The following is a 20,094-nucleotide window of genomic DNA, read 5'->3' on the forward strand; positions in this document are numbered from 1 at the left end:
TTACAGGTGACACATTGGTCACATCGACTGCTTTGGCGAACGCATCTGTTTCAGATGCGTTCGTGCGGATTGGATTGTGAGCATTCCATTTTGTGTGAAGAGATTGAAGAGCTCAACCATTTCTCGAACATCAACTGTGTCTTCCATTAGGAGTTGCGTGATCAAGGTCTGCCAAGCGCGATTTTCGTAGCTCACCATAAATTGTAGGGCGCGAAGTTGGCGAATACGCTCCACACTAGGCCATTGTTTTTCGCCCTCACTTCTTAGCTGCTCCTCATGGGCCTGAGCTTGCTTCTGATTAGCTGTGAAAAACTTTTGTTGAATGATCACAATGATCTCAGAGGGCTTTAGCCCAAATTTGCAGAGCATTTGGATTCGGTCCACCACCTCCTTTGGAAGAGGAAATAGCAGCACATCGCGAACATCTTGCAAGCATTGGTTCATTTGATTTCCTTCCATCAAAAGTCGATCCAGATCGATGTGGCTGGTGGAGAGCGCTGATTCTTAGAGCATTTGATCAAGCACCGCAAAGTGACCAACACCGCTCCAAAGTGATCTGTTACCAACCACATAGAGCGCCTCCTTCGCGCGAGTGACCGCAACATTGAGCACATTTGGAGTAGATCCAGCCCATCCTCGTGCACCATGCTGGGCAGCTTGCGGAGCGCCCAGCACGAAGATCACAACTTGGGCTTCGCGACCTTGGACAGTGTGTACGGTCCCGATGCGCTCTTTGGTCCACTCATAAGGGCTATCCACCCAGCCGTTGAGTAAGCCTGAGCGGCGGACCAAGTCTCGAAGTTCGTCCTGCACCACGACGAATGGCGTGACAATATAGAGATCAGGCTTGATGCTAGCTGCGTGCAGCGCTCGCAGGAGCGCTACCACTTGCTCGCCTTCCTCAGGCGAATACTTATCGCGCCCACTTCCGCGAACATCGATCCAGCGTGAAGGACCCAAGACATCCCGGATGATCGAAGCACCAGGCACTTTGGCTTGGACCATGAGGTTGTTGTAGGCCACACGATTGGAAATTTCAAACATCGGCGAGGCGCAGCGCCTGTGCACCAACAGCGGCGCGCCAACCGCGCGAGAACCTGATGTGGTTTCAAAGCGCGCGCAATGCAGGCTTCCGTCGTCAGCAAGCGTTTGGGCAGAAGCGTTAGGAGCAGCAAAGCGATCCGAATCAACCTTGAACTCGCGCATCACCGCTTGCGTGAGCACGGGCGGCAGCGGGACCACAGGCTCTACTTGCACTGGATCGCCCACAATGAGCGCATGCTTGGTGCGAAGCAGTGCACCAACCGTCGACTGCGGCGTCGCCTGGCCAGCTTCGTCGACGAGCAACCAACCTAGGCTCTCATCAGGAAGCTGATTGAGCATGCGCTCGACTGATGCAAAAGCAGTGGAAATGACTGGCACCACAAGGAATAAGCTCGCCCAGAGATCTGCTGCTAGTTGCTTGCGATCGGCGCCAAGTTTGAAGTTGCTGCCGACAAGCCCATTCAAGTTGCGAAGGAGTGGTAAGGCTGCCGCATCGATGAACGCCCGGTGGACATCCATGGCCGCTTCAAACAGCTCAGAACGCTGGGTTTGAAGATCGCGATCTAGCCAAGGCAACGCCAAATTCTTAGCGCCGTGCGCAAGATCATGGAAGCTCGCATCAAGCACGCAAGCGCCTTCGCCCACTTGAATGCTTCCGCATTGAGCAAGGGCATTGTTCAGTGCAGCCTTTGCCGTGGCGTGAGATGCGCTGGCATTACGGATAACTTTTTGCGCTTGCTCAGATGCTTCGAGCGCAGCATCTTCTTCTAATTTTGCTTTCCGATGGGCTCCTTGTGCTTGATCATGAGCGCGAGCAAGAGGTGTGCGCGTGGCTTCCCACTGTTTAGCGCCGCTCGAACCAAACAGGCGTTTCAGGGCGAACAGACTGGGACGATTGCGTTCGTGTTGGCTCAGCGCTTCCTCGCTGCTTTCAAGCTGGCTTCTAGCGTCGCTTGATGTCGATTGCGCTGTCTGCCAAGTCTCCATAGCTATGGCAGCATTTCGCTCAGCATCGGTCCTTTGTCGCGAGGCATATTGCTCGCGCTCCCGTAGATTAGGCAGCGCACCGAGTGCCTGTCGAAGCGACTCCAATTCCGCCAAGCGCTTGCGCACTTGCGCTGAGCAAGCTTGGAAGTGCTGTTTCGCTTGCTGCCAACGCGTCATTGCCTCAACTGGATTTGCAGGGGCTTGGCAAAGCTCAGCTAGGCCTTCGCGATCAGATTCTTGGCGCGGCGTGATGCCACTAACGCGTTCCAGGTAGGTCTTGAACGAGAGGTGCGATTCTGTCCAAAACGCCTTTCGAAAGCGGGAGCGATTGGTGCCGTTCCCCAGGACAGCTGCCGAAAGACCCCAGGCATCTTTGCCAAGCAGCTGGGTTGCCAAAGGCTCGAAGTAACGAAGCGTGCTTTCCTTGGCTATGGAGCCGACTGCCGGGATCTCTTCGCTGATGTTCTCGACTGCTTTGTTGTTCGAGCTTGCCACGACCATTTCGAAACCACGAAGCGACAGATCGAGAGAAAATAGCTCCTGGTTTTCACCTCGGATGCGTTTACTCCATGCAGATTTGAAGGCCTTTTTGGGATCATCGAAGGCGCACATGGCCTCAGCCCGACGCGTCAGCTGATCGGCCACAACATCGCGCAGTAGCGTGCTCTTGCCCGTGCCAGGAGGGCCATTGACGCCAAGCAACGGGTTCGTCTTAGGCAACTGCGAGGCCAGGTTCACCGCCACCTGCTGTAAGAGCGCAGGACGCTGGTTGGGTGGGGTGATCCAGCGCCCCAAGGGCGTAGTAGCGGGTGACAACGCTTGGTCGAGCGCTTGGGGATCATGCAAAAGATCATGGCGTTCTGAGGGCTTCGTCTGGCCTAAGAAGCGCGCTAATGCGGGTGGAAGCGCCTGACGCATTGCGCGATCCTTGGCTCGGGCCAGATCGCGCAAGAAGAAGCTGTTGAGCAGGAGCGGGTCCGGGACGAGGTTGCTACGAAAGCCTATATAGGCAGCGACGGCAAATTGTGGGCCTTGCACAATGTTGGCAGGGAGTTTGAGGGTTTGCACCAGCCAGGAGAACGCCTTTTGAAGCGTGGCGTAAGCGATCGGCGTATCCGTCCCACTTGGGTCGGGGCGGAGCTGCTTGGTCAGACCTTCAATCAGGCGTCCTTCCTCCTGTGTCCAAGCAGCCAAGCTTTGCAATGAGCCTTCGAGCGCAACAGGTAAGCCCCAGCCAAAAGCCGAGATGGACACCGGCATTTCGCCAGCCAGAAGTCCGTTTTTGTCGACCAAGATCGATGCCAGAACGACTTCGCCCTTGATGTTGGGCGGGTTGGGGCGTGCCTCTTGAAAACGCGTGAGAAGCTTGCCGAAAGCGGGCTCGGCTGCAAGCGTTCCGAGGATGATATGAAAGTAGACCTTGAAGTTGGGCTTGGAGCGGGCGGAGCCGCCATCCCAAGGCAGCTCTGGTCCAATCGAGACGATATTCTGCGCAATGTTGCTCGCAAGTTCTGCTCGGCGCTTGAAGGTGGTAGGAGACAACACTTCCAGAGCCGACCAGGCATCCAGAATGTCGGGAGCGCGATTGGTGTAGTTCACTGGTTCGAGGTCAGGCGGGGAGATGGCGGGCCCAGCCTGCTGCCCCGCCATATCGCTCGGCTCAGGACGAGGGCGCGTTGGCTCGGTTGGGGCGGCGCGTGGCGCAGGCGGTGCATGGTTGTGTGCGCTGTCAGCCCGACCCTGTGCTCGGGAGCGATTCAAGGCATTGACCACCTCCGTAGCAAGCTCCTTAGCACGCGGAGTTCGGCGAAAGCCAAGTTCTTCCGCGAGTTCGGCAAGTGTGGCCTCGTCGGAAATGGATGCAGCGTAAAGCTCTTCGAGTTGGTCGATGGATTTAGATAGATGCGGGCGGCTCATCCGTGGGCTCAGGTGCAGAATAGGCCTAGCTTCGTAACTGCGGCGTTCATCGTCAAGCTTCTAGCGAGTTTTCGCCAAACGAGGATTTTGTTAAATCAGTCCATTGGCATTTTTGCGAAATTTCTGTGCGGGTTCTAGAGCCCAGTCTCAGCCATGCTTCTAGCCAGCTCATCGAGTGTGGGTGGAACTGTGTCCTTCGTCGCGGAATGGCAGGCGGGCGTTTGCGTTTGCGTAGGTTGGGTGACCAGATAGCACGCCGTGGCCCTGGTGCTGTAATGAGTGCAACCGATCTGATTGCGGAAGTATCCAAGACGAGCTTCGCTCTGTTTTGCCAATTGCTGGGTCAGAGCAGAAGAACCGTGTGGCGGCGCATTAGCTTCATGATGCTCATGGGCATCATGATCTGTCTTGGCTCATCTATCTTTGTCAAGCTCCTGATGGCCGAAATTGATAGTCGCAATTCCCAGCGAAGTGCCGAACAGAGTTGGGCAATTGAGGATGCTTTTCGGTTTCGTGCACTCAGCGCCATTGATGATTGCATCGGAGCCATGCAACGCAAAGACCCAGAGGTGGTGTGGTATTGCGACGAGGCGAAGTGGAGCTACACACAGGTTGTTTGGCCGACGCCTCAGCAGAGAGAGCAGGAGATCATCAAGCGTGAGGTCTACTGGGCCATGCGCTCGGACCTGCTGATGCAGGAGCATCGTGCAGATGCCAGTCGAAGAGCGGCTAAGCCGGAGCGATGGGAGCGGGCAGTTGACTCGCTCGGTAAATTCGAATGGATGTTGATGGTCTCGCTCTTAGTGCTAATTCCTTACTTGTTGGCCAGTGGTGCGCTGTATTGGGGTCTTGGACGTTGGGGCTCCCAGAGAACTTGACCGAGTTTCTGGGTGATGAGGGGGATGTAAAGCCGCTTCGAGTGAGGTGGCCACACTGACAAGTTGCTAAGAGCACGCGGAAGTGTCCCTTGCTAGCCTTGGAATAGACCTCCGTGCGTTTGTTGACTTAGCTGGCAAACTGACCTCGCACATAGCGAGGCTAAGCGACGCCTGGCTTGACTTCCCTATGGCAGCAATTGTGCTTGCTAAGACATGCATCGGTGCTTGGTGAATGCAGTGCGTTTGAAGGGCAGGCGCGGATTTAGCAAGCGCATGCGCAGTGATTAGCGCAGTGCTCTAAAGTGTGACTGCTGCGGCGTGCAGCTTGCGTGTGGTCGTCACTGATTCGAACGAGATGTCAAACCATGCCGCATCTATGCAGCATGGTGTTGGTAGCTGTCATGGCTCTTCTTAAGGATACATCTTTGCGCCTTTACGCAGCTTCTCTTTGAACTGGCCTCGTTGATACGTGGGCAATTGGACGCTCGGCTGATAGAGCGAGAGTGCCGCGAGCTGTCTTTGCATAACATTGCCTGACGATTTGTGGATGTAGTGGTCTTGCAGCACTGGCACGCTTTTAACCAGCGAATGACCCGTGAGCAACGCAATGTCCTGAGGCGTGATGCCTGCCGCATGAAGCTCTGTGGCCAAGGTGTGGCGGAAACCATGGAAGCCAATACCTTTGGCAAAGCCAAGATCTTTGAGGTAGTCACTGAACTGATTGAGGAGTCCTTGGCTATACCGGCAATTGCTCGCGCCGCTTTTCTTGTTCTTGCCGGCGGATAAGTGCGGGAACAGTCTGGGATGGCCGCAGGCCTTGATGTCGGCAATGAAATCCAAGAAGCCGGCATTGATCACCTCAGGATGCAACGGGATCTTGCGGATCGCGCTCTTGCCTTTCAGGCGTTGGCGGGTTTGAGCACCGTTAGACTGGGCAAGATCATCGTCTGCCGTCATCCGGATGGCCATGCACCATTGACCTTGTTCCAACATGATGTCGGCAACTTTCAGTTGCGCGACCTCATTGATACGTGCGCCTGTGTAAAGGCCTAAGATCGGTCCCCACCACCGATGAGGGAACTTAGACGCCCAAGCATTGAAGGTCGCAGAATCGAAGATCTTCTGAATGTCACTGGACGACAAGAGCCTGGATGGCGTTGTGGTGTTGGTGAGGAGCGATGGCTTCTTGGGCTTGAACGCTGCCATCGGCGAGTGCGCAACAGCTTGCGTTTTGAGCAACGCATTGAAAAAGCTTGTGACCATCCGACGATGCAGCTCGGTCGTGGCGCTTGCGGGGCAGGGCACATTGAGTGCGGCTCCTTCGCGAATGATGTCTTCGACACTCATCGACTCGAACCGGGAATTGCTGGTCAAGCCAGGCGGTGCCCATCGCAACACATCCCACATCTGGTGAATGTGTTGGTGGTCGATCTGCGACACCGGCACATCGCCACAGGTCAGACGCAAAATTTTGAGGGATCGGGCGGCGGAGTTGATGGTGGTGTCTTGGAGATCACGCCTCGCCATGTCTTTGAGGTAATCCGCGATCTCAACAGACAGCAGCCGGGCAGGTGATCCCGTGGGAAGTGCTTCTGGATAGCGTGATCGAGGGCGGCGAGCACGAGATGCACAGAAAGTTTGCCATGCACTTTGTAGCATTTCGCTCAATTGGATTGCGGCTTGTCTTCCGCGAACGGTGACGTCATTAAACAGCGTCTTTCCGACTTGGATGGATTTGAAGTGAAGTTGTTCGCCATCATTGATGAGAGGGACAACGGGTGGTTTGTTTTGCTTTGGAGTCATCGACTTTCCTTTGGGTTGAAGATGATCCAGCGATAACGTCAGTCTTTAAACTGTCAAGGATAAAAAAATTGAAATAATGAATTTGGCCGACGCCTCGGCGTCTTGAAGATTGATGTGAATAAGGAGTATCGGCGCATTTAAAATTAGCGGGCTTAACTTAGAAGAATGCTTGTGCCCAGGCGGTTTAGCCAATATTCAAAAGAAAACACTAGGCAACTTTTTATAGTGTTTATTTTTTTCCAAAATAGACGCCTAAAGGGCGCCTTATTATATTTTATTATAAGAGCTAGATTAGGCGTTTGCGCGGAGTTCAATTCCGGCCATTCTTCGTTATTGAAATGTAAACGTTAAATAAATGATATTTGCGGGGCCTAAAAACCATCACTATTAGGCGTTCTATTGGACCGCGATTTTTATATTTACGTGCTCTGGCCAGGAGAAAACTTGAGGTCATACAGGAGCGACCTTCACTCACTGGACTACATATGGCTATCTTTCATGTTCGCGTCAAAACTTTCAGTCGTTCTAAAAATCAATCCGCCGTTGCGGCAGCCGCGTATCGCGGTGCAATGCTGCTCACTGACCCAGGCGGAAAGCTTCACGACTATAGAGCGCGCCGAGGCGTCCTCAGAAGTCGATGCTTTGTTCCAGCAGGTTCCCCGGTCTGGGCTGATGATCCTCAGATGCTTTGGACGGCTGCGGAAGCTGCGGAGAAGCGCAAGGACAGCACGCTGTGCCGAAACTTCTGCGTTTCGCTCCCGCACGAGTTGAATCATGCGCAGCGCTGGGATCTCATCGAAGACCTGGCTCAACGCTTGGTGGATCGGTATGGCTTTGCAGTCCAGGCAAGCTCACACGCGCCGGTCGAAGGCGATCCTCGCCACTTCTATGCCCACTTGCTGAGCACGACAAGGAAGTTGGGCCCGGAGGGTCTGGCCGCCAAGACCCGCGAGCTGGATGGGCCCATCAATGGAAGGGTTGAGGTGGAGTGGGTCCGAGCAATGGTCGCCGCTCAGATCAATGCTCACCTGTCGAAGGTGGATGTTCAAGACCGAGTAGACGAGCCTTATCCAGTAACAACGGCAACACAGGACATGCGTGCAGACAGTCCAGCACTGGTCGATGGCGAAGCCGGCTTCGCATCGCTGCTCACCCGCTACCGTTCTGGTGGAGTGCTCATGGGTGTCCCAGAAGGCCACACGGCGGAGCGAGCGTTTGCAGAAAGACTTCTTGCGCGCGGCGCCAATCGGGTGCCCGCGCCCCAGAATCAACGCAGTGATGTCAGGACGGGAGACCGAGCTGGTGAGGCGATGTCTGATCAATCAGTGTAGATAAGGGCGCATGATCTCGCGCTGCAATGCAGGCATGTCGTAGCGGCCAGCTCGATATCCATCGAGTGCTTGTTCAAGGTGGGGGTCTAGGCCAAAGCCCTTTTCCAGGAATTCTTCGACGCAATGCGTCAGAAGCTCCTCGCGGAAATGCAGCTCGTCGCGGTCAAGCGACGAGCTGGCCTTCAATGTTCTTTTATGGATTTTTGAGTTCTGGTTCATACCATGATTCGTATCAGAGAATCACTAATCGTCAAGGCGGCGACGTCATGGCTGCACAGAAGTCGGTCAGAGCTTCTCGCCCTCATTGATCGCCTGACTCAAGATCTCATACCACTGGTTCATCTCGCGCTCGCTGCCGAACTTGATCGTCCAGACTGGATGATCCACATCCCGAACGCTGACTGTGATCGTTCCCTCCCGCCTTGAGTTGTGCCAGTGCTTCTCCCAAGAGCGGACATCCATCAACGGGTAGATCTTCACTGCCCTGCCGGCACGAATCTTCAACCGCGACCGCTCAATCGAGATCGCCAAAGCGCCTTGTCGCCCAAAATAGGAGCGATCAAACTCCCGCCCAAAGGCCTCCCGCTGGTTGCGCAATCGGTCAGCCCGATTGACGGCAACGGCGACCAGCACCGCTGTGCCCAGGGCAAGCAAGATGAGAAACGTGCTAACGGTCATGTGAACTCCTGAGAACAGAATGGGACCATCGTTGATTGCAAATGGACGGCTATTGGACGCGGCCGGTGATCTTCCAAGTGCCGCCCACCTTGGTGAAGGTGTAGACCCCATCCATTTGATGACCAAAGTCCCGCTCCATGGCTTCAATCTTGGCGCTTACGTCACAGGTGTAGCTGGGCGCACCTTCTGCCTTCGTGCACTGGTTACTCTCGAAGTCTTCGATACGCGCCTCTTCGTTGCTGTTCGCTTTGACGAACTGCAAAAAAGCGTGCTCTCGCTCAGTCTCAGCAGGGCCGCCGCCAGAGCAGCTGGCCAAACAGACCGACATCAGGCCAACCAGGGCCAAATAAAGCTTTGACATGTGCATCTCCAAAAGAGGAAGGGAAGAGCGCTGGGGATCCACCAGACCGACAGGTTCGGATGCCCTGATTGCCGGCATGCTCAATGACTGCAAGCCTCCGGACACCGGCGGGAATGACCGGTGTTGGTGCTTGGCAGTCGCAGTTGATTGGCTGACGGAACCATGTTACTGATAAAGTAACAGACAAGGCAAGTCGGAGACCTCATGCTCATTCATCACATTGCATGCTTGTGGTCACATTTTGGATCTGGACGACGCTCGTCTCATCTTCGCCAACCGCCTCCGTCACGCGCGCCAAAAGGCCGATCTGACCCAGGAAGCCTTGGGTGTTGCCGCTGGACTGGCACCTGAGGTGGCCAGGACGCGCATCAATCGCTACGAGAAGGGCGTCAACGAGTGCGACTTGCGCACCGCCAAGCGCCTGGCCGATGCCCTCGGCATGCCACTGGCTGCCTTCTTCGCCGAGACCGATGAGGTGGCAGACGCGATCCAAGCGCTCGCGAAGCTCTCCGTCGAAGAGCAGCGAAAGGTCGTCGCCGAATTGCAGCTCAAAGCCCAGCGCAGCGATCCGCCTAGCCCATAGTGCATCGGATCTCGCTGCTGGTGTCTTGGCCTGCGTGCAGATCAGACAATTCCTACACGGATGCCAACGCCCATCCGATCTGGCCGGGCGGTGTGATCCTGTAATCTTGCGAGCGGACGGTCGTTTTCAAACAAGCCAGGGATCACAGATGGAAGGCAGCGCGTCATGACCGGCAAGATCAAGCTCAGTGTCGCCATCGCGCTCTTGCTCCTCGCCCTCATTGCAGGGGTCTACCTCTCCGGTCAGTTGATCCTGATGCTGTTGAAAGTGGCTGGGCCGCTCAGCGTCGGCACCTATTGGTCTTACGTCAAAGCGCTCGAACTCCCGCAGTTCGCTCCCTATGCCACCAAGATCAAGCTGGCTGGCGCCCTCGGCTTCGGTGTGCCGCTGCTGGCCTGGATCGCACTGCTGATCCCGTTGTTCAAGCCAAAGGCGGCCGCCTTGCATGGCGACGCGCGCTTTGCCTCCGGCAGTGATCTGGCCAAGAAGGACATGCTCAAACCGTCGCCAACCGGCATCGTGGTTGGGAAGCACGGTGGCAAGTTGGTGCGCCTACCTGGGCAACAGTTTGTGATCCTGGCCGCGCCCACGCGTTCGGGCAAGGGGGTGGGCATCGTCATCCCCAACTTGCTCGACTACCAAGGCTCGGTAGTGGTCCTGGACATCAAGCAGGAAAACTTCGATCTGACTTCCGGCTGGCGCAAGAGCCAAGGCCAAGAGGTCTTTTTGTTCAACCCCTTTGCCGAAGACGGGCGCACGCACCGCTGGAACCCCCTGAGCTACATTTCGCCCGATCCCGCCTTTCGCGTGTCGGATCTGATGAGTATCGCGGCGATGCTCTATCCAGATGGCTCTGACGCCCAGAAGTTCTGGGTGAGCCAAGCGCGCAACGCCTTCATGGCGTTTACGCTCTATCTGTTCGATAGCTTGGACGATCAGATCAAGCGCAAGCACCCGAAAGACACCTGGATGTTCCCAACCCTTGGGATGCTCTATCGCGTGTCGTCTGGCGATGGGAGCGACTTGAAGGGCTACCTCAAAAAGCTCTCGCAGCGCGACTTCCTGGGCCGCGATGCCAAGATGGCCTTTGACAACTTGCTCTCGCAAGCCGAAGAGACGTTCGCCTCGATCATGGGCACGTTCAAGGAGCCGCTCAACCAGTTCATCAACCCAATCCTGGATGCAGCTACCAGCGGCAACGACTTTTTGCTCACCGATGTGCGCAAGAAGAAGATGAGCATCTACATTGGCATCCAGCCGAACAAGCTGGCCGAAAGCCGCTTGTTGATCAACCTGCTGTTTAGTCAGCTCATCAACCTCAACACCAAAGAGCTGCCGCAGAACAACCCGGCGCTCAAACATCAATGCTTGCTGCTGATGGATGAGTTCACGTCCATCGGCCGGGTCGACATCATTGCAAGCGCGGTGAGCTACATGGCCGGCTACAACATTCGTTTGCTACCGATCATCCAGAGCATGGCGCAGCTGGATGCGACCTATGGCAAGGATGTCTCGCGCACGATCATCACCAACCATGCCTTGCAAATCGTCTACGCCCCACGCGAGCAGCAAGATGCCAACGACTACTCGGATATGCTCGGCTACACCACGGTGCGCAAGAAGAACAAGTCGCAAACCAGTGGCAAGCAAAGCAGCGTGTCCTACTCCGAGACCGAGCAACGCCGCGCCTTGATGCTGCCGCAGGAGTTGAAGGCGATGGGCTTTGACAAGGAAGTCTTCCTCTATGAAGGCATCCCAAGTCCGGTGCTCTGCGAGAAGATCAAGTATTACGAAGATGCGTATTTCACCAAACGCTTGTTGCCGAAGGTGAAGATCGAAGCCTTACAGATGGCGCTTGCATGAGTGATAGCACACCTTCCAATGTGCCTCAGAATCGATTGAAGGCTGGTGGCAGTCACAGTCAACAGCTTCTGCGTGACCTGGCATTAATCAATGCGCGCACTGTGCAGCAGTTAGGGCCATTGCAACCAAGTGCATCCGTAGAAAAACCTAAGCGTAAGCCCAATTTTCCACGTCCAATGCAAGGCCTCAATCAGGATGCTCTCATGACTCAGACCAACGATTCTTCCCCTGATTCGGTCGGCAAACGACCGCCAGTGCCACAAGGCTTGCGCGAAAGCTTCAAGGATTACCCCGATCACATCGCGCGGCTGGAAAGCGCCCTCCAAGAGTCGGTCGATAAGCCATCGCCGATCACCCCTCCGTTGGAGTTTGCGATCTGGGCGATCGAGGGCTGTATCGATACTTTCATTGACGAGTCACGCGAAAAGGTACGCATTGCGGAGCAAACAGTTGACCAAGAGGCAATCGCATTAGCGAGGTCAACGCATCTGCTTATGCTTCACAGCGCCGCTAAGGGCGCATGGAAGGGGCAGAACTTGATGGATTATTTTGGCTTCCCAAGTTCGAAGTATCCCAATGGTCAAAGCCAGCGCACCGATCAGGATGTTCAAATGACACAGGAAAATTCTCCTTCATCTGGCTCGATTGACGAATATCCTCCCGTTCCCGAAGGGTTGCAGAAAATTTTTCAGGAGTACCCTGAATATATGGATAGATTGAAATCGGCCCTCAAAGAGTCGGTGGATAGTCCGTCATTGGTCACTCCTCCTCTTGAAATTGCAATATGGAACCTAGAAGATTGCTTGGATTCCATCTTGGGTGAGGTCAACAGGGAGCTTAGGGAAGCTGAGGAGGACGGTGATCCGGTAAAATTGGAGGCGGCCGAGAAAAAGCGTAGGCAGCTTGGGCCTGCGGGGTTCAGTCACAACTGGAAAGGCAGCAACATGTTTGCCTACTTTGAAGCACGCGGAAATCGGCAGTCATGACCGGAATTCAAGACCCGCTTGATCTGGGACAGCACGAAGATATTTTCAGGAAGCAAATTCTAGCTGACCTGAAATTTGAGGGACTCTCAAGTTATGAAAGTCCTAGGGCAATCATTCTGGCGGGCCAGCCTGGAGCTGGTAAAGGCAGTTTAGCGCGAGCGGCAAGCAGCGATTTGCATGGTGATTCCATAAAGATCGATCCTGACGAGCTTCGCAGATATCATCCAAGGATAGATGAGTTTCGGCATGAAAATCCGTTCTCTTGGTCAAGTCGGACTCATTCCGACGCAAGTCAATGGGCCGATGAACTTTTAGCGGAAGCTACCTCTTCAAAGAAAAATATAATCTTCGATACAACCTTGGCAAATGGGGAATGGGCATCGAAGACGCTCATTAAAGGTCTTCAAGACAATGGTTATGAAGTTGAGGTCCGCGCCGTTGCGTCACCTAAGCTAGAAAGCGAGCATGGTGTCGACAGCCGATTTACGGCGAATATCGACAGGGAGGGCTATGGTCGTTATGTGCCTGAGGGCGCGCGTGATGCAATCTATAGCAGAATTCCGAGTAGTTTAGACACGATCCATGCAGTCAACAACGTGCCCATCCGCATCTTCAATCGAGAGGGCACCGAGCTTTACGACAGCCGCACCGATGCACGCATGCCTGGCCAAGCGATGGAAGAAGCGCGCAACGCGCGGCTTAGAGATCCGGCTTTCACAGAGCATCTTCGAGAGGCTTGGCAAAAACAATTCGATTGGCACCGTGATCTGCCGGAACACGTGCAAGAAGTCCCCAGATCCGATCCTGCTCTCCAAGCGAAATTGCTCGCTGAGCACGCCGAGCTGCACGTCAGTGACGGCGTGAACAGCCGGCTGGAAGGCATTGCCACCATCGATGAACTTGTGCGACCAGGGGCTCCACCTGCACGCGTGCCTGTGCCGGAACCTGAAATCCCAGGCTTGCGCCGCGCCGGGATGACAGCAGGGCTTGCGGGTTTGGGTGTTGCCGCGACCGCCTACGATGCGTCGCAAACTGGAGAGCGTGTTGGCACGCTGTTGGCGCAAGACAACCTCACCGCTGCGCGCTCAGAAGCGTTGCACTTTGCTGCCCGAGGTGCGGGCGGCTGGGCGGGGGGCGCCGCTGCAGCTGCTGTGGTTGGCACAAGTGGTGCCGGACCCGTCGCGCTGGTGGTGGCCGATAGTTATCTGTTCAGTGCTGCTGCCGACAAGGCCGTGACGCTTTGGGACAACCGCCAGATCTATACACAGACCGACAAGCAGGGCGTGAGCTGGGAGTTCAACGGCAGCCAGTGGCTTCGTCAAGAAAAAGCCGACCTGCAAAACGATGGCACGGATACCCCACAGAAGCAGGGCATGTTCGCGCTGCCTGAAAAAGCGCGCGAGCTGAACTATCACGCAAGTAGCGAAGCGACCGAGCAGGCGCTGGGCAAGGTGCAACCCAGTAATCCTTATGTGCAGCCATCCAGTGAGGCAGATGCGGCGCATCTCTACGCACGGGATTGGCGACACGATCCGGCGAGTGGCCAGTGGTCACGGATGATCGCCGACGAAGTTGATCGGAACGATCGACCTGTCTGGACGGTTGATCCGGCAAATCCTGAGCGTAGTGCCGCGTTGAACCAGCAAGCAGCTCAGGAGGTGGACGCCAACATTGCCCGTGGCCCAGCTGCGATTGCCGCGACGTATCAAGCTGCTTATCAGCGCAATGGTTGGGACGACTTTGGCCCCGTGCCAGCGGCCGTGCAAGCCGCCTTAAACCCCGACTCACTGCAAGCATCGGACGGCAAGCAGTATCAGCGCGATACGCAAGGCCAGTGGCGGCATGACGGCGTTGCTGCCGAAGGCAATGTCCCGTTAGAACTCAACGCAACGCGTGAACGCCTGCAGCCAGCCTTAGAGCAGCACGCGCAGGCGTTGGCACAGATGCCTACAAGGCAAACGCCAACGCCACAGCAGCAAGACCAGGCCAATACCGAAGCGACCTATGCCGCCTATGGCGTTGCGCCCAATGCCCAGACTGCGGGCGCGATCCAGCTTGCGGTGCAAAAAACCCGTGAGGCAAACGGGATTGATGCCGCGACCAGCTCTTTGGCGTTGGAGCGTGATGCGACCGGTCAATATTCGGTGGACAGCCCCATCCAGCATTTGAGCCGTGGCGCCGATGGTGTAGTGCGTGTTGCAGCAACGACCAGCACTGATGAGATCCATCAGGCACTTGGGCAGCTGCAATCAGTTCGGCAGGAGCAACCACCTTCGACGGGTGCACCAGAGCTGCGCATTGACGCGCAATCGCCCCAAGAGCGCGATGCCTACGATCAAGCCTTGCGGGAGGCCAATCGGCAAGGCGTTTCGACGCAAGAAGCGCAACAGGTCGCAAGCTTCGCCGCAACGACCGTCACCGCTGCGCGGGTAGACGAAAACCAAGCGCCTCAGGCCGCTATTGATGCGCAGCGGGATCGATATGTTGCACGCACACCCGAGGTGCCTGTTGTTGCGGAGACGGCAACGCCTGCCCCGGTCGTGATGCCTGCACCCGTCAATGCGCAAGTGCGAGAAGAGCCGTCCCAGGTTGCCAAGCCTGCCGAACCGAAGCCCGAACCTGTCCCACAACGCGAATCCCAAGAAACCCGAACACCTGAGGTTGCCGCACCCTCGGCAGCCGGCGCAGTCCAGCCGAAGGCAGAGGCAGTGGCGCCAGCTTCTGCAAGCGCATCTGCGCCGAGTGTCGGATCGCCTTCATCAGCTCTAACGTCTCGTGAGGAAACCCCAAGCCAGGCAACTGTTCCAACGCCGTCAGCATCAGATGAGGTGGAAGGGTTGCGCCTGGGCGACCGGGGACAAGAGGTCGAGTTCTTGCAGTATCGCTTGCAGCAAGTGGATGCCCGTGGTCCCAATGGTCAGGCCGTGCCGCAAGACGGGCACTACGGTCCAGAGACCGAACATGCCGTGAGGCAGTTCCAGCAGGACCAAGGTTTGCCGGCGACGGGCGTTGCCGGGCAAGATCTGGATGCGGCGTTGTCCCAAGCACAACACACGCGTCGGGAAGCATTGAAGCCCACAGCACCGGCCTCGGCAAATAACCCGGTGGAGCAGGGCAGCGAGCAGCAAGCGCAAGGAGTCACGCCACGGAACGAAGCGCCATCGGCTGTTCCATTGCAGGCAGAGCAGCAAGAGGCGGCGATGCAGGCCTCGTTGCCAGCAAATCCAACTCAGAGCGAAGTGCCGGCACAGATCGTTTTGCCTGAGCGCACGTCATCCTCCTATACGTCATTACCTAGCTTTGGTGGTGCAACCGCCCGCTCAAACGCATACGAACACGATGAGGATCGGTTCGAGCAAGCGAGGCCCTTCCAAGATGTCGCTCAGCAGGCGTTTCCCTCTGATCATCGGGATTACGCGTTGTTCTCCGCCATCCAGGCGCAGCTCCCGAAAGGCACCTCCGATGAGAAGACGACCGAAGTGCTGCATGCCGTCAAAGAGTCAGGGATTGAGCGCGCGGATGAACTCCGCAAAGTGATCATCCAAGATGATGTCGCCTTTGTTTTTGGCAAAACGCCCGGCTTTCACTCGGAAACCTCGCTCAACACGCCATCGCCTGGCATCAATGAGACCTTGCAGAAAACAGAGGCATTGGATCAACAGCGGGCGCAGGAGATGGTGCAATTCCAGCGCGAGCGCGAAGAAATCGACAAGAATCCAACAGGCCCCGTGATGACGCTTGCTGCCCACCCTCAGCAGCAGGCGATGTCTGGCGGCGATGGAAGCGGTGGTGGTGATGGGGGCGGTGGTTGACGCATTGAGCGTAGGGTTCATGCTTCGACTCCGTAATGTGCGGCTGCGCTTTGCGCAACGCACCTTCGCTTGACGCAAACCTTGGTTGCTGAAAAAGCAATAGTGTGGGGCTTGCAACCTTAGGTTTGGCGCCAATGCCAACGCCAGATCAACAAAATGCAAATGTAATTTTAATGTCTGCGCGGGTAGCCTCAACTCACGCAAGTGTGCAGTAGATCTCGAAGTGTAGGTGCTATGGATAGCGAGTCAGGTCAGACGGATGACGCAGAACAACCGCTCTTTCGCAAGCGAAAGGGGCCGGAGACAACTTCCACACTCGGCGACCTAAAAGATGCGTTTCCCTCGTCCATCCGGATCTGGATCGGCTGTGGCTGTGTGCTTTTCCTCTTTCTGGCCACGTTTGTTCTGACCGCGTCCTACTCCAAGCGGGAGCACGTGTCGGGCCAGATCATTTCCACGCATGGGCGAGTGGACATCCGCAGTGGAACGCCTGGCCTCATCCTTTCAACGACATTGAAGCCTAATGCCTTGGTCAAGAAGGGCCAAGTGCTCGCGGAGCTGTCAGCCGACATTACCGATGAAGCGGGCCGCTCTCTGTCCGATGAGACGATCAAGCGTGCTCTCACCCGATCAGAAGAGCTGACCAAGGAGCAATTGCAGGCGCATGACTTTTCCGGCCAGCGCGAGCGGGAACTGACGCGTCAAGTCGAAGAAACGAGCGGTGCGATGCAGGAAGTCGCTCGCAAGATCTCAATCTTGGAAAAGAAATACGCCAAGAACCAAGAACTGTTGAAGACTATTGAGCCGCTGCTTGCTGAGAAGTATGTGTCCAAATACACCTACCTCACCTACGAAAATGCTCTCTTGGATGCAGAGGCGGAGATTCAGGATGCCCGCGCGCAGCAGTCCACACTTCGCAATCAACGTGCCGCATTGCTGGGTGAGATCACCGAGATAAAGACAACGGCCAGCAGACAAGCAAGTGAAATCGAGCGCGAGAAATCCACGATCGAAGATCAAGTGGCCAGAGCCAAGTCCGACCGGCTGCAAACCATCACCTCGCCCTTGAGCGGCACAGTCGCAGCGATCTACGCATCCCAAGGTCAACGCATTGGCACCGACTCGATCATCGCGTCCATCACCCCAAGCGAGTCGGTGTTCGAAGCTGAAATCCTCATTCCTTCAAGGGCCATCGGACATGTGAATGTCGGCACCGAGGTGCTGCTCAACATCGCCGCATTCCCGAAAGCAAAATATGGCGCCATCCAGGGGCGCATCGCATCGCTGTCGACGCAAACGAGTCCGCTCGGTGAGTTGGAGCGCCGCTATGGTCGCCAGTCACCCACCGAGCCGGTTTACACCGCCAAGGTGGCCTTGCCTTCTCAAACCATCGGAGTCGCCCAAGAAGCGAAGTCCTTCCTGCCGGGGATGGAAGTGGATGCGGAATTGATCTTGGAGGGGCGCAAGATTTGGGAGTGGATGTTTGACCCCTTCCAAACCATGGGATCACGCTTGACGGGTGAAAAGCGATGAAGGACGTCTTGACACCATCCGCCGATGGCGCTGCCGAGACGGATCGCTCTGCTGAACCAAGCCTGGTGTTCTCCTCGAAGCGCCGTGTGCCGCATATCCGTCAGACGGAGTCGAGCGAGTGCGGCCTGGCCTGCATTGCGATGCTGCTCTCCTACTACGGCCATGAAACGAGCCTCGGGGAGCTTCGCAACCGCTTTACGGTGTCGACCAGTGGGGCAACGCTCGCTTCGCTGATTGAAATCGCTGATGCCAACGGGCTTACAACGCGCCCGCTTCGCTTGGAGCTTTACGAACTGCCTAAGCTGTCGCTGCCTTGCATGGTCCACCTGCATCACGGGCACTTTGTCGTGCTGACGGCTGTGCGGGGCGGGCACGTGCACATCAGCGATCCCGCAACCGGCGTTAAGAAGATCAAGCTCGATGAGTTCGATGAACTCTTTAGCGGCATTGCGTTGGAAGCGCATCCAGGCCCGGCCTTCAAGAAGATCAAGAGTGTGCCATCGGTATCGCTTCGCGATCTGGCAGGCTCGCTTCGGTCCCTGGTGCCCGCGTTCTGGGTTGTTGGCATCTTGGCGCTCTTCTTGGAAGGTTGTGCGCTGATTGCGCCGCAGTATCTGCGACTGACCATGGATCAGGTGCTCAGCGTGAAGGACGATGGCCTGGTCACCACATTGGCGATCGGCTTTTCGATCGTGCTCTTGGTCCAACTCGTCTTGACCGTTGCTAGGAAGTGGACCTTGCTGTGGATCTCTTCCACCACCGGCTTGCGGTGGAGCAGCAACTTGTTCCGTCACCTGGTGTCGCTACCCCAGTCGTATTTTGTGAAACGGCATACCGGGGATATTTCAAGCCGCTTCCAGTCGATCTACTCCATCCAGCAGTCACTCACGACGAAGATGCTGGAAGCGGTCATTGATGGGGTGATGTCTTTCCTCATGTTGTTGCTCATGATGAGCTACGACGCGCCGCTTGCCTTCGCCTTGTTGGCTTTTACCATTGCCTATGTGGGTTCGCGCTACGCCTACTACGCCAAGCTCAAAGAAGCCAACCTCGATCAGATCAACATTGATGCACGCCGACAAAGCTTGCTCTACGAAACGGTCCGAAGCATCCAGCCCATCAAGCTGTTCAACAAGTCAGCGCTCTGGGCGTCGCGCTTTACGAACTACAGCGCGAAAGCGACCAACGCGACAATCGGGGCCGAGCGGATCCGCATCGGGTTCGATTCTGTCCAGCTCCTCATCCAAGGCCTGTGCCGCATCTTTGTGATCTGGGAAGGCACCCGGTTGGTGCTCAGTGGGGATATGACACTCGGGGTGCTGACGGTCTTTTTGATCTACGCGACCCAGTTCAGCCAACGCAGCATCAACTTGGCCGACTACTTGATGCAGCTCCGGCTGCTTCGTTTGCACACAGAACGCATTTCAGACATCACCCACAGCGAGCCTGAGTCGTTTTTGCATGGTAACGGCGCGCTGGAGGATGCTGCGCCCGCTATTGCCATTGCTAACGGCTACTTCCGCTACTCATCCACCGACAAGTGGATCATGAGCGCCTTGCAGCTCAGGGCCCCGGCAGGCCAAGTGATTGCGATTGTCGGGAACTCAGGCGTGGGTAAGACCACACTTATCCGCGTTCTGGCGGGGCTTGAAGATCTTCAAGTCGGGGACTTCTTAGTCAATGGAGAGGATCTGCGCAAGGTCGGTAAGTCGAGCTACCGGAGCAAGGTCAGCATCGTCATGCAGGGAGACAATCTGTTGTCGGGAACGCTGTCGGAAAACATCTCCATGTTCGATGAGCACATTGATCAAGAACGCCTCGTGCAGGCTGCGAAATTGGCATGCATCCACGACGATATTCAGCGCATGCCAATGGGCTTCAACACCAGAGTTGGCGACTTGGGAAATACGCTGTCAGGCGGTCAAAAACAACGGATCTTCTTGGCCAGAGCCTTTTACAGGCGCACCAAGTTGTTGTTGATGGATGAGCCAACAACTGGGGTTGATGAGCAGATGGGCATACAGCTGATGAAGAACATCAGGAGCATTGGCGCGACCACAGTCATCGTGACGCACGACAAGAACATCTCTCGGATGTGCGATATGCACTATCTCTTTGTGGGCGGGATCCTAAGGCCTTTGATCAAAGAGCAGCCCAGCAAATTTGAACAGGACGAGGCCGGGGAAACGGCTGAGAAGTCCAGTCAACAATGAGGAGTTACAACGCTTATCAAAATAAGTTAAAAGGAAAAAGAGATATGGAACATTCAATAGAAAAAACGATCAGGAAAAAAATCTACTCACAGGATGGAGCGCTGT

The 20,094-nt window shown here is 56.0% G+C and carries 13 protein-coding genes and 1 pseudogene; 8 read left to right on the plus strand and 6 right to left on the minus strand.

Going from position 1 to position 20,094, the window contains the following annotated elements; translation table 11 throughout:
* Nucleotides 1-18 precede the first annotated feature (18 nt).
* Nucleotides 19-459: a hypothetical protein gene (locus tag H7A86_RS07715; protein ID WP_147421358.1), complete on the minus strand. Its 441-nt coding sequence runs from the start codon at nt 457-459 to the stop codon at nt 19-21.
* Between the two features lie 45 nt (nt 460-504).
* Nucleotides 505-3,630 carry a DEAD/DEAH box helicase gene (locus tag H7A86_RS07720; protein ID WP_232099287.1) on the minus strand — a complete coding sequence of 1,042 codons (3,126 nt, stop codon included), beginning with the start codon at nt 3,628-3,630 and terminating at the stop codon, nt 505-507.
* A gap of 593 nt (nt 3,631-4,223) precedes the next feature.
* Between H7A86_RS07720 and H7A86_RS07725 the strand changes: the two genes are divergently transcribed.
* Nucleotides 4,224-4,826 carry a hypothetical protein gene (locus tag H7A86_RS07725; RefSeq protein WP_119132299.1) on the plus strand — a complete coding sequence of 201 codons (603 nt, stop codon included), beginning with the start codon at nt 4,224-4,226 and terminating at the stop codon, nt 4,824-4,826.
* Nucleotides 4,827-5,237: 411 nt separating this feature from the next.
* Here the strand turns inward: H7A86_RS07725 and H7A86_RS07730 are convergent, their stop codons facing one another.
* Nucleotides 5,238-6,629 carry a site-specific integrase gene (locus tag H7A86_RS07730; RefSeq protein ID WP_232099288.1) on the minus strand — a complete coding sequence of 464 codons (1,392 nt, stop codon included), beginning with the start codon at nt 6,627-6,629 and terminating at the stop codon, nt 5,238-5,240.
* 485 nt (nt 6,630-7,114) lie between these two features.
* Between H7A86_RS07730 and H7A86_RS07735 the strand changes: the two genes are divergently transcribed.
* Complete coding sequence (locus H7A86_RS07735) at nt 7,115-7,960, plus strand: MobA/MobL family protein (protein ID WP_116907041.1); 846 nt, start codon at nt 7,115-7,117, stop codon at nt 7,958-7,960.
* Here the strand turns inward: H7A86_RS07735 and H7A86_RS07740 are convergent.
* The 3 genes from H7A86_RS07740 to H7A86_RS07750 form a co-directional block, all read right to left on the minus strand.
* On the minus strand, nt 7,952-8,179 hold the full coding sequence (locus tag H7A86_RS07740) for a hypothetical protein (protein WP_119132298.1): 228 nt from the start codon (nt 8,177-8,179) through the stop codon (nt 7,952-7,954). The two genes, H7A86_RS07735 and H7A86_RS07740, sit on opposite strands and share 9 nt — an antisense overlap.
* A 66-nt stretch (nt 8,180-8,245) precedes the next feature.
* The gene (locus H7A86_RS07745; RefSeq protein WP_116906818.1) at nt 8,246-8,638 is read right to left on the minus strand and encodes a hypothetical protein; all 393 of its coding nucleotides are present in this window, start codon (nt 8,636-8,638) and stop codon (nt 8,246-8,248) included.
* A gap of 49 nt (nt 8,639-8,687) precedes the next feature.
* Nucleotides 8,688-9,005: a hypothetical protein gene (locus H7A86_RS07750; protein ID WP_180708134.1), complete on the minus strand. Its 318-nt coding sequence runs from the start codon at nt 9,003-9,005 to the stop codon at nt 8,688-8,690.
* Nucleotides 9,006-9,240: 235 nt separating this feature from the next.
* On the opposite strand from H7A86_RS07750, the gene H7A86_RS07755 reads away from it, so the two are divergent.
* The 6 genes and pseudogenes from H7A86_RS07755 (at nt 9,241) to H7A86_RS07780 (ending at nt 19,989) form a co-directional block, all read left to right on the plus strand.
* Nucleotides 9,241-9,582 (plus strand): helix-turn-helix domain-containing protein, encoded by a 342-nt coding sequence (locus H7A86_RS07755; RefSeq protein WP_119132297.1) that lies wholly within the window; start codon nt 9,241-9,243, stop codon nt 9,580-9,582.
* 165 nt (nt 9,583-9,747) lie between these two features.
* On the plus strand, nt 9,748-11,445 hold the full coding sequence (locus tag H7A86_RS07760) for a type IV secretory system conjugative DNA transfer family protein (protein ID WP_180708073.1): 1,698 nt from the start codon (nt 9,748-9,750) through the stop codon (nt 11,443-11,445).
* Between the two features lie 266 nt (nt 11,446-11,711).
* Nucleotides 11,712-11,924: pseudogene (locus H7A86_RS20960) on the plus strand (hypothetical protein); the annotation flags it as partial.
* Nucleotides 11,925-12,427: 503 nt separating this feature from the next.
* Nucleotides 12,428-16,243, plus strand: coding sequence for a zeta toxin family protein (locus tag H7A86_RS07770; RefSeq protein WP_119132295.1), 3,816 nt, complete (start codon nt 12,428-12,430; stop codon nt 16,241-16,243).
* A gap of 234 nt (nt 16,244-16,477) precedes the next feature.
* The gene (locus H7A86_RS07775) at nt 16,478-17,776 is read left to right on the plus strand and encodes an HlyD family secretion protein (RefSeq protein WP_119132294.1); all 1,299 of its coding nucleotides are present in this window, start codon (nt 16,478-16,480) and stop codon (nt 17,774-17,776) included.
* Entirely contained in the window at nt 17,773-19,989 is a 2,217-nt protein-coding gene (locus H7A86_RS07780; protein ID WP_119132293.1) for a peptidase domain-containing ABC transporter, read from the plus strand. Before H7A86_RS07775 ends, H7A86_RS07780 begins: the two co-directional genes overlap by 4 nt.
* Nucleotides 19,990-20,094: the final 105 nt, after the last annotated feature.

This window comes from Xanthomonas euroxanthea, from assembly GCF_903989455.1.
GTDB classification, from domain to species: Bacteria; Pseudomonadota; Gammaproteobacteria; order Xanthomonadales; family Xanthomonadaceae; genus Xanthomonas; species Xanthomonas euroxanthea.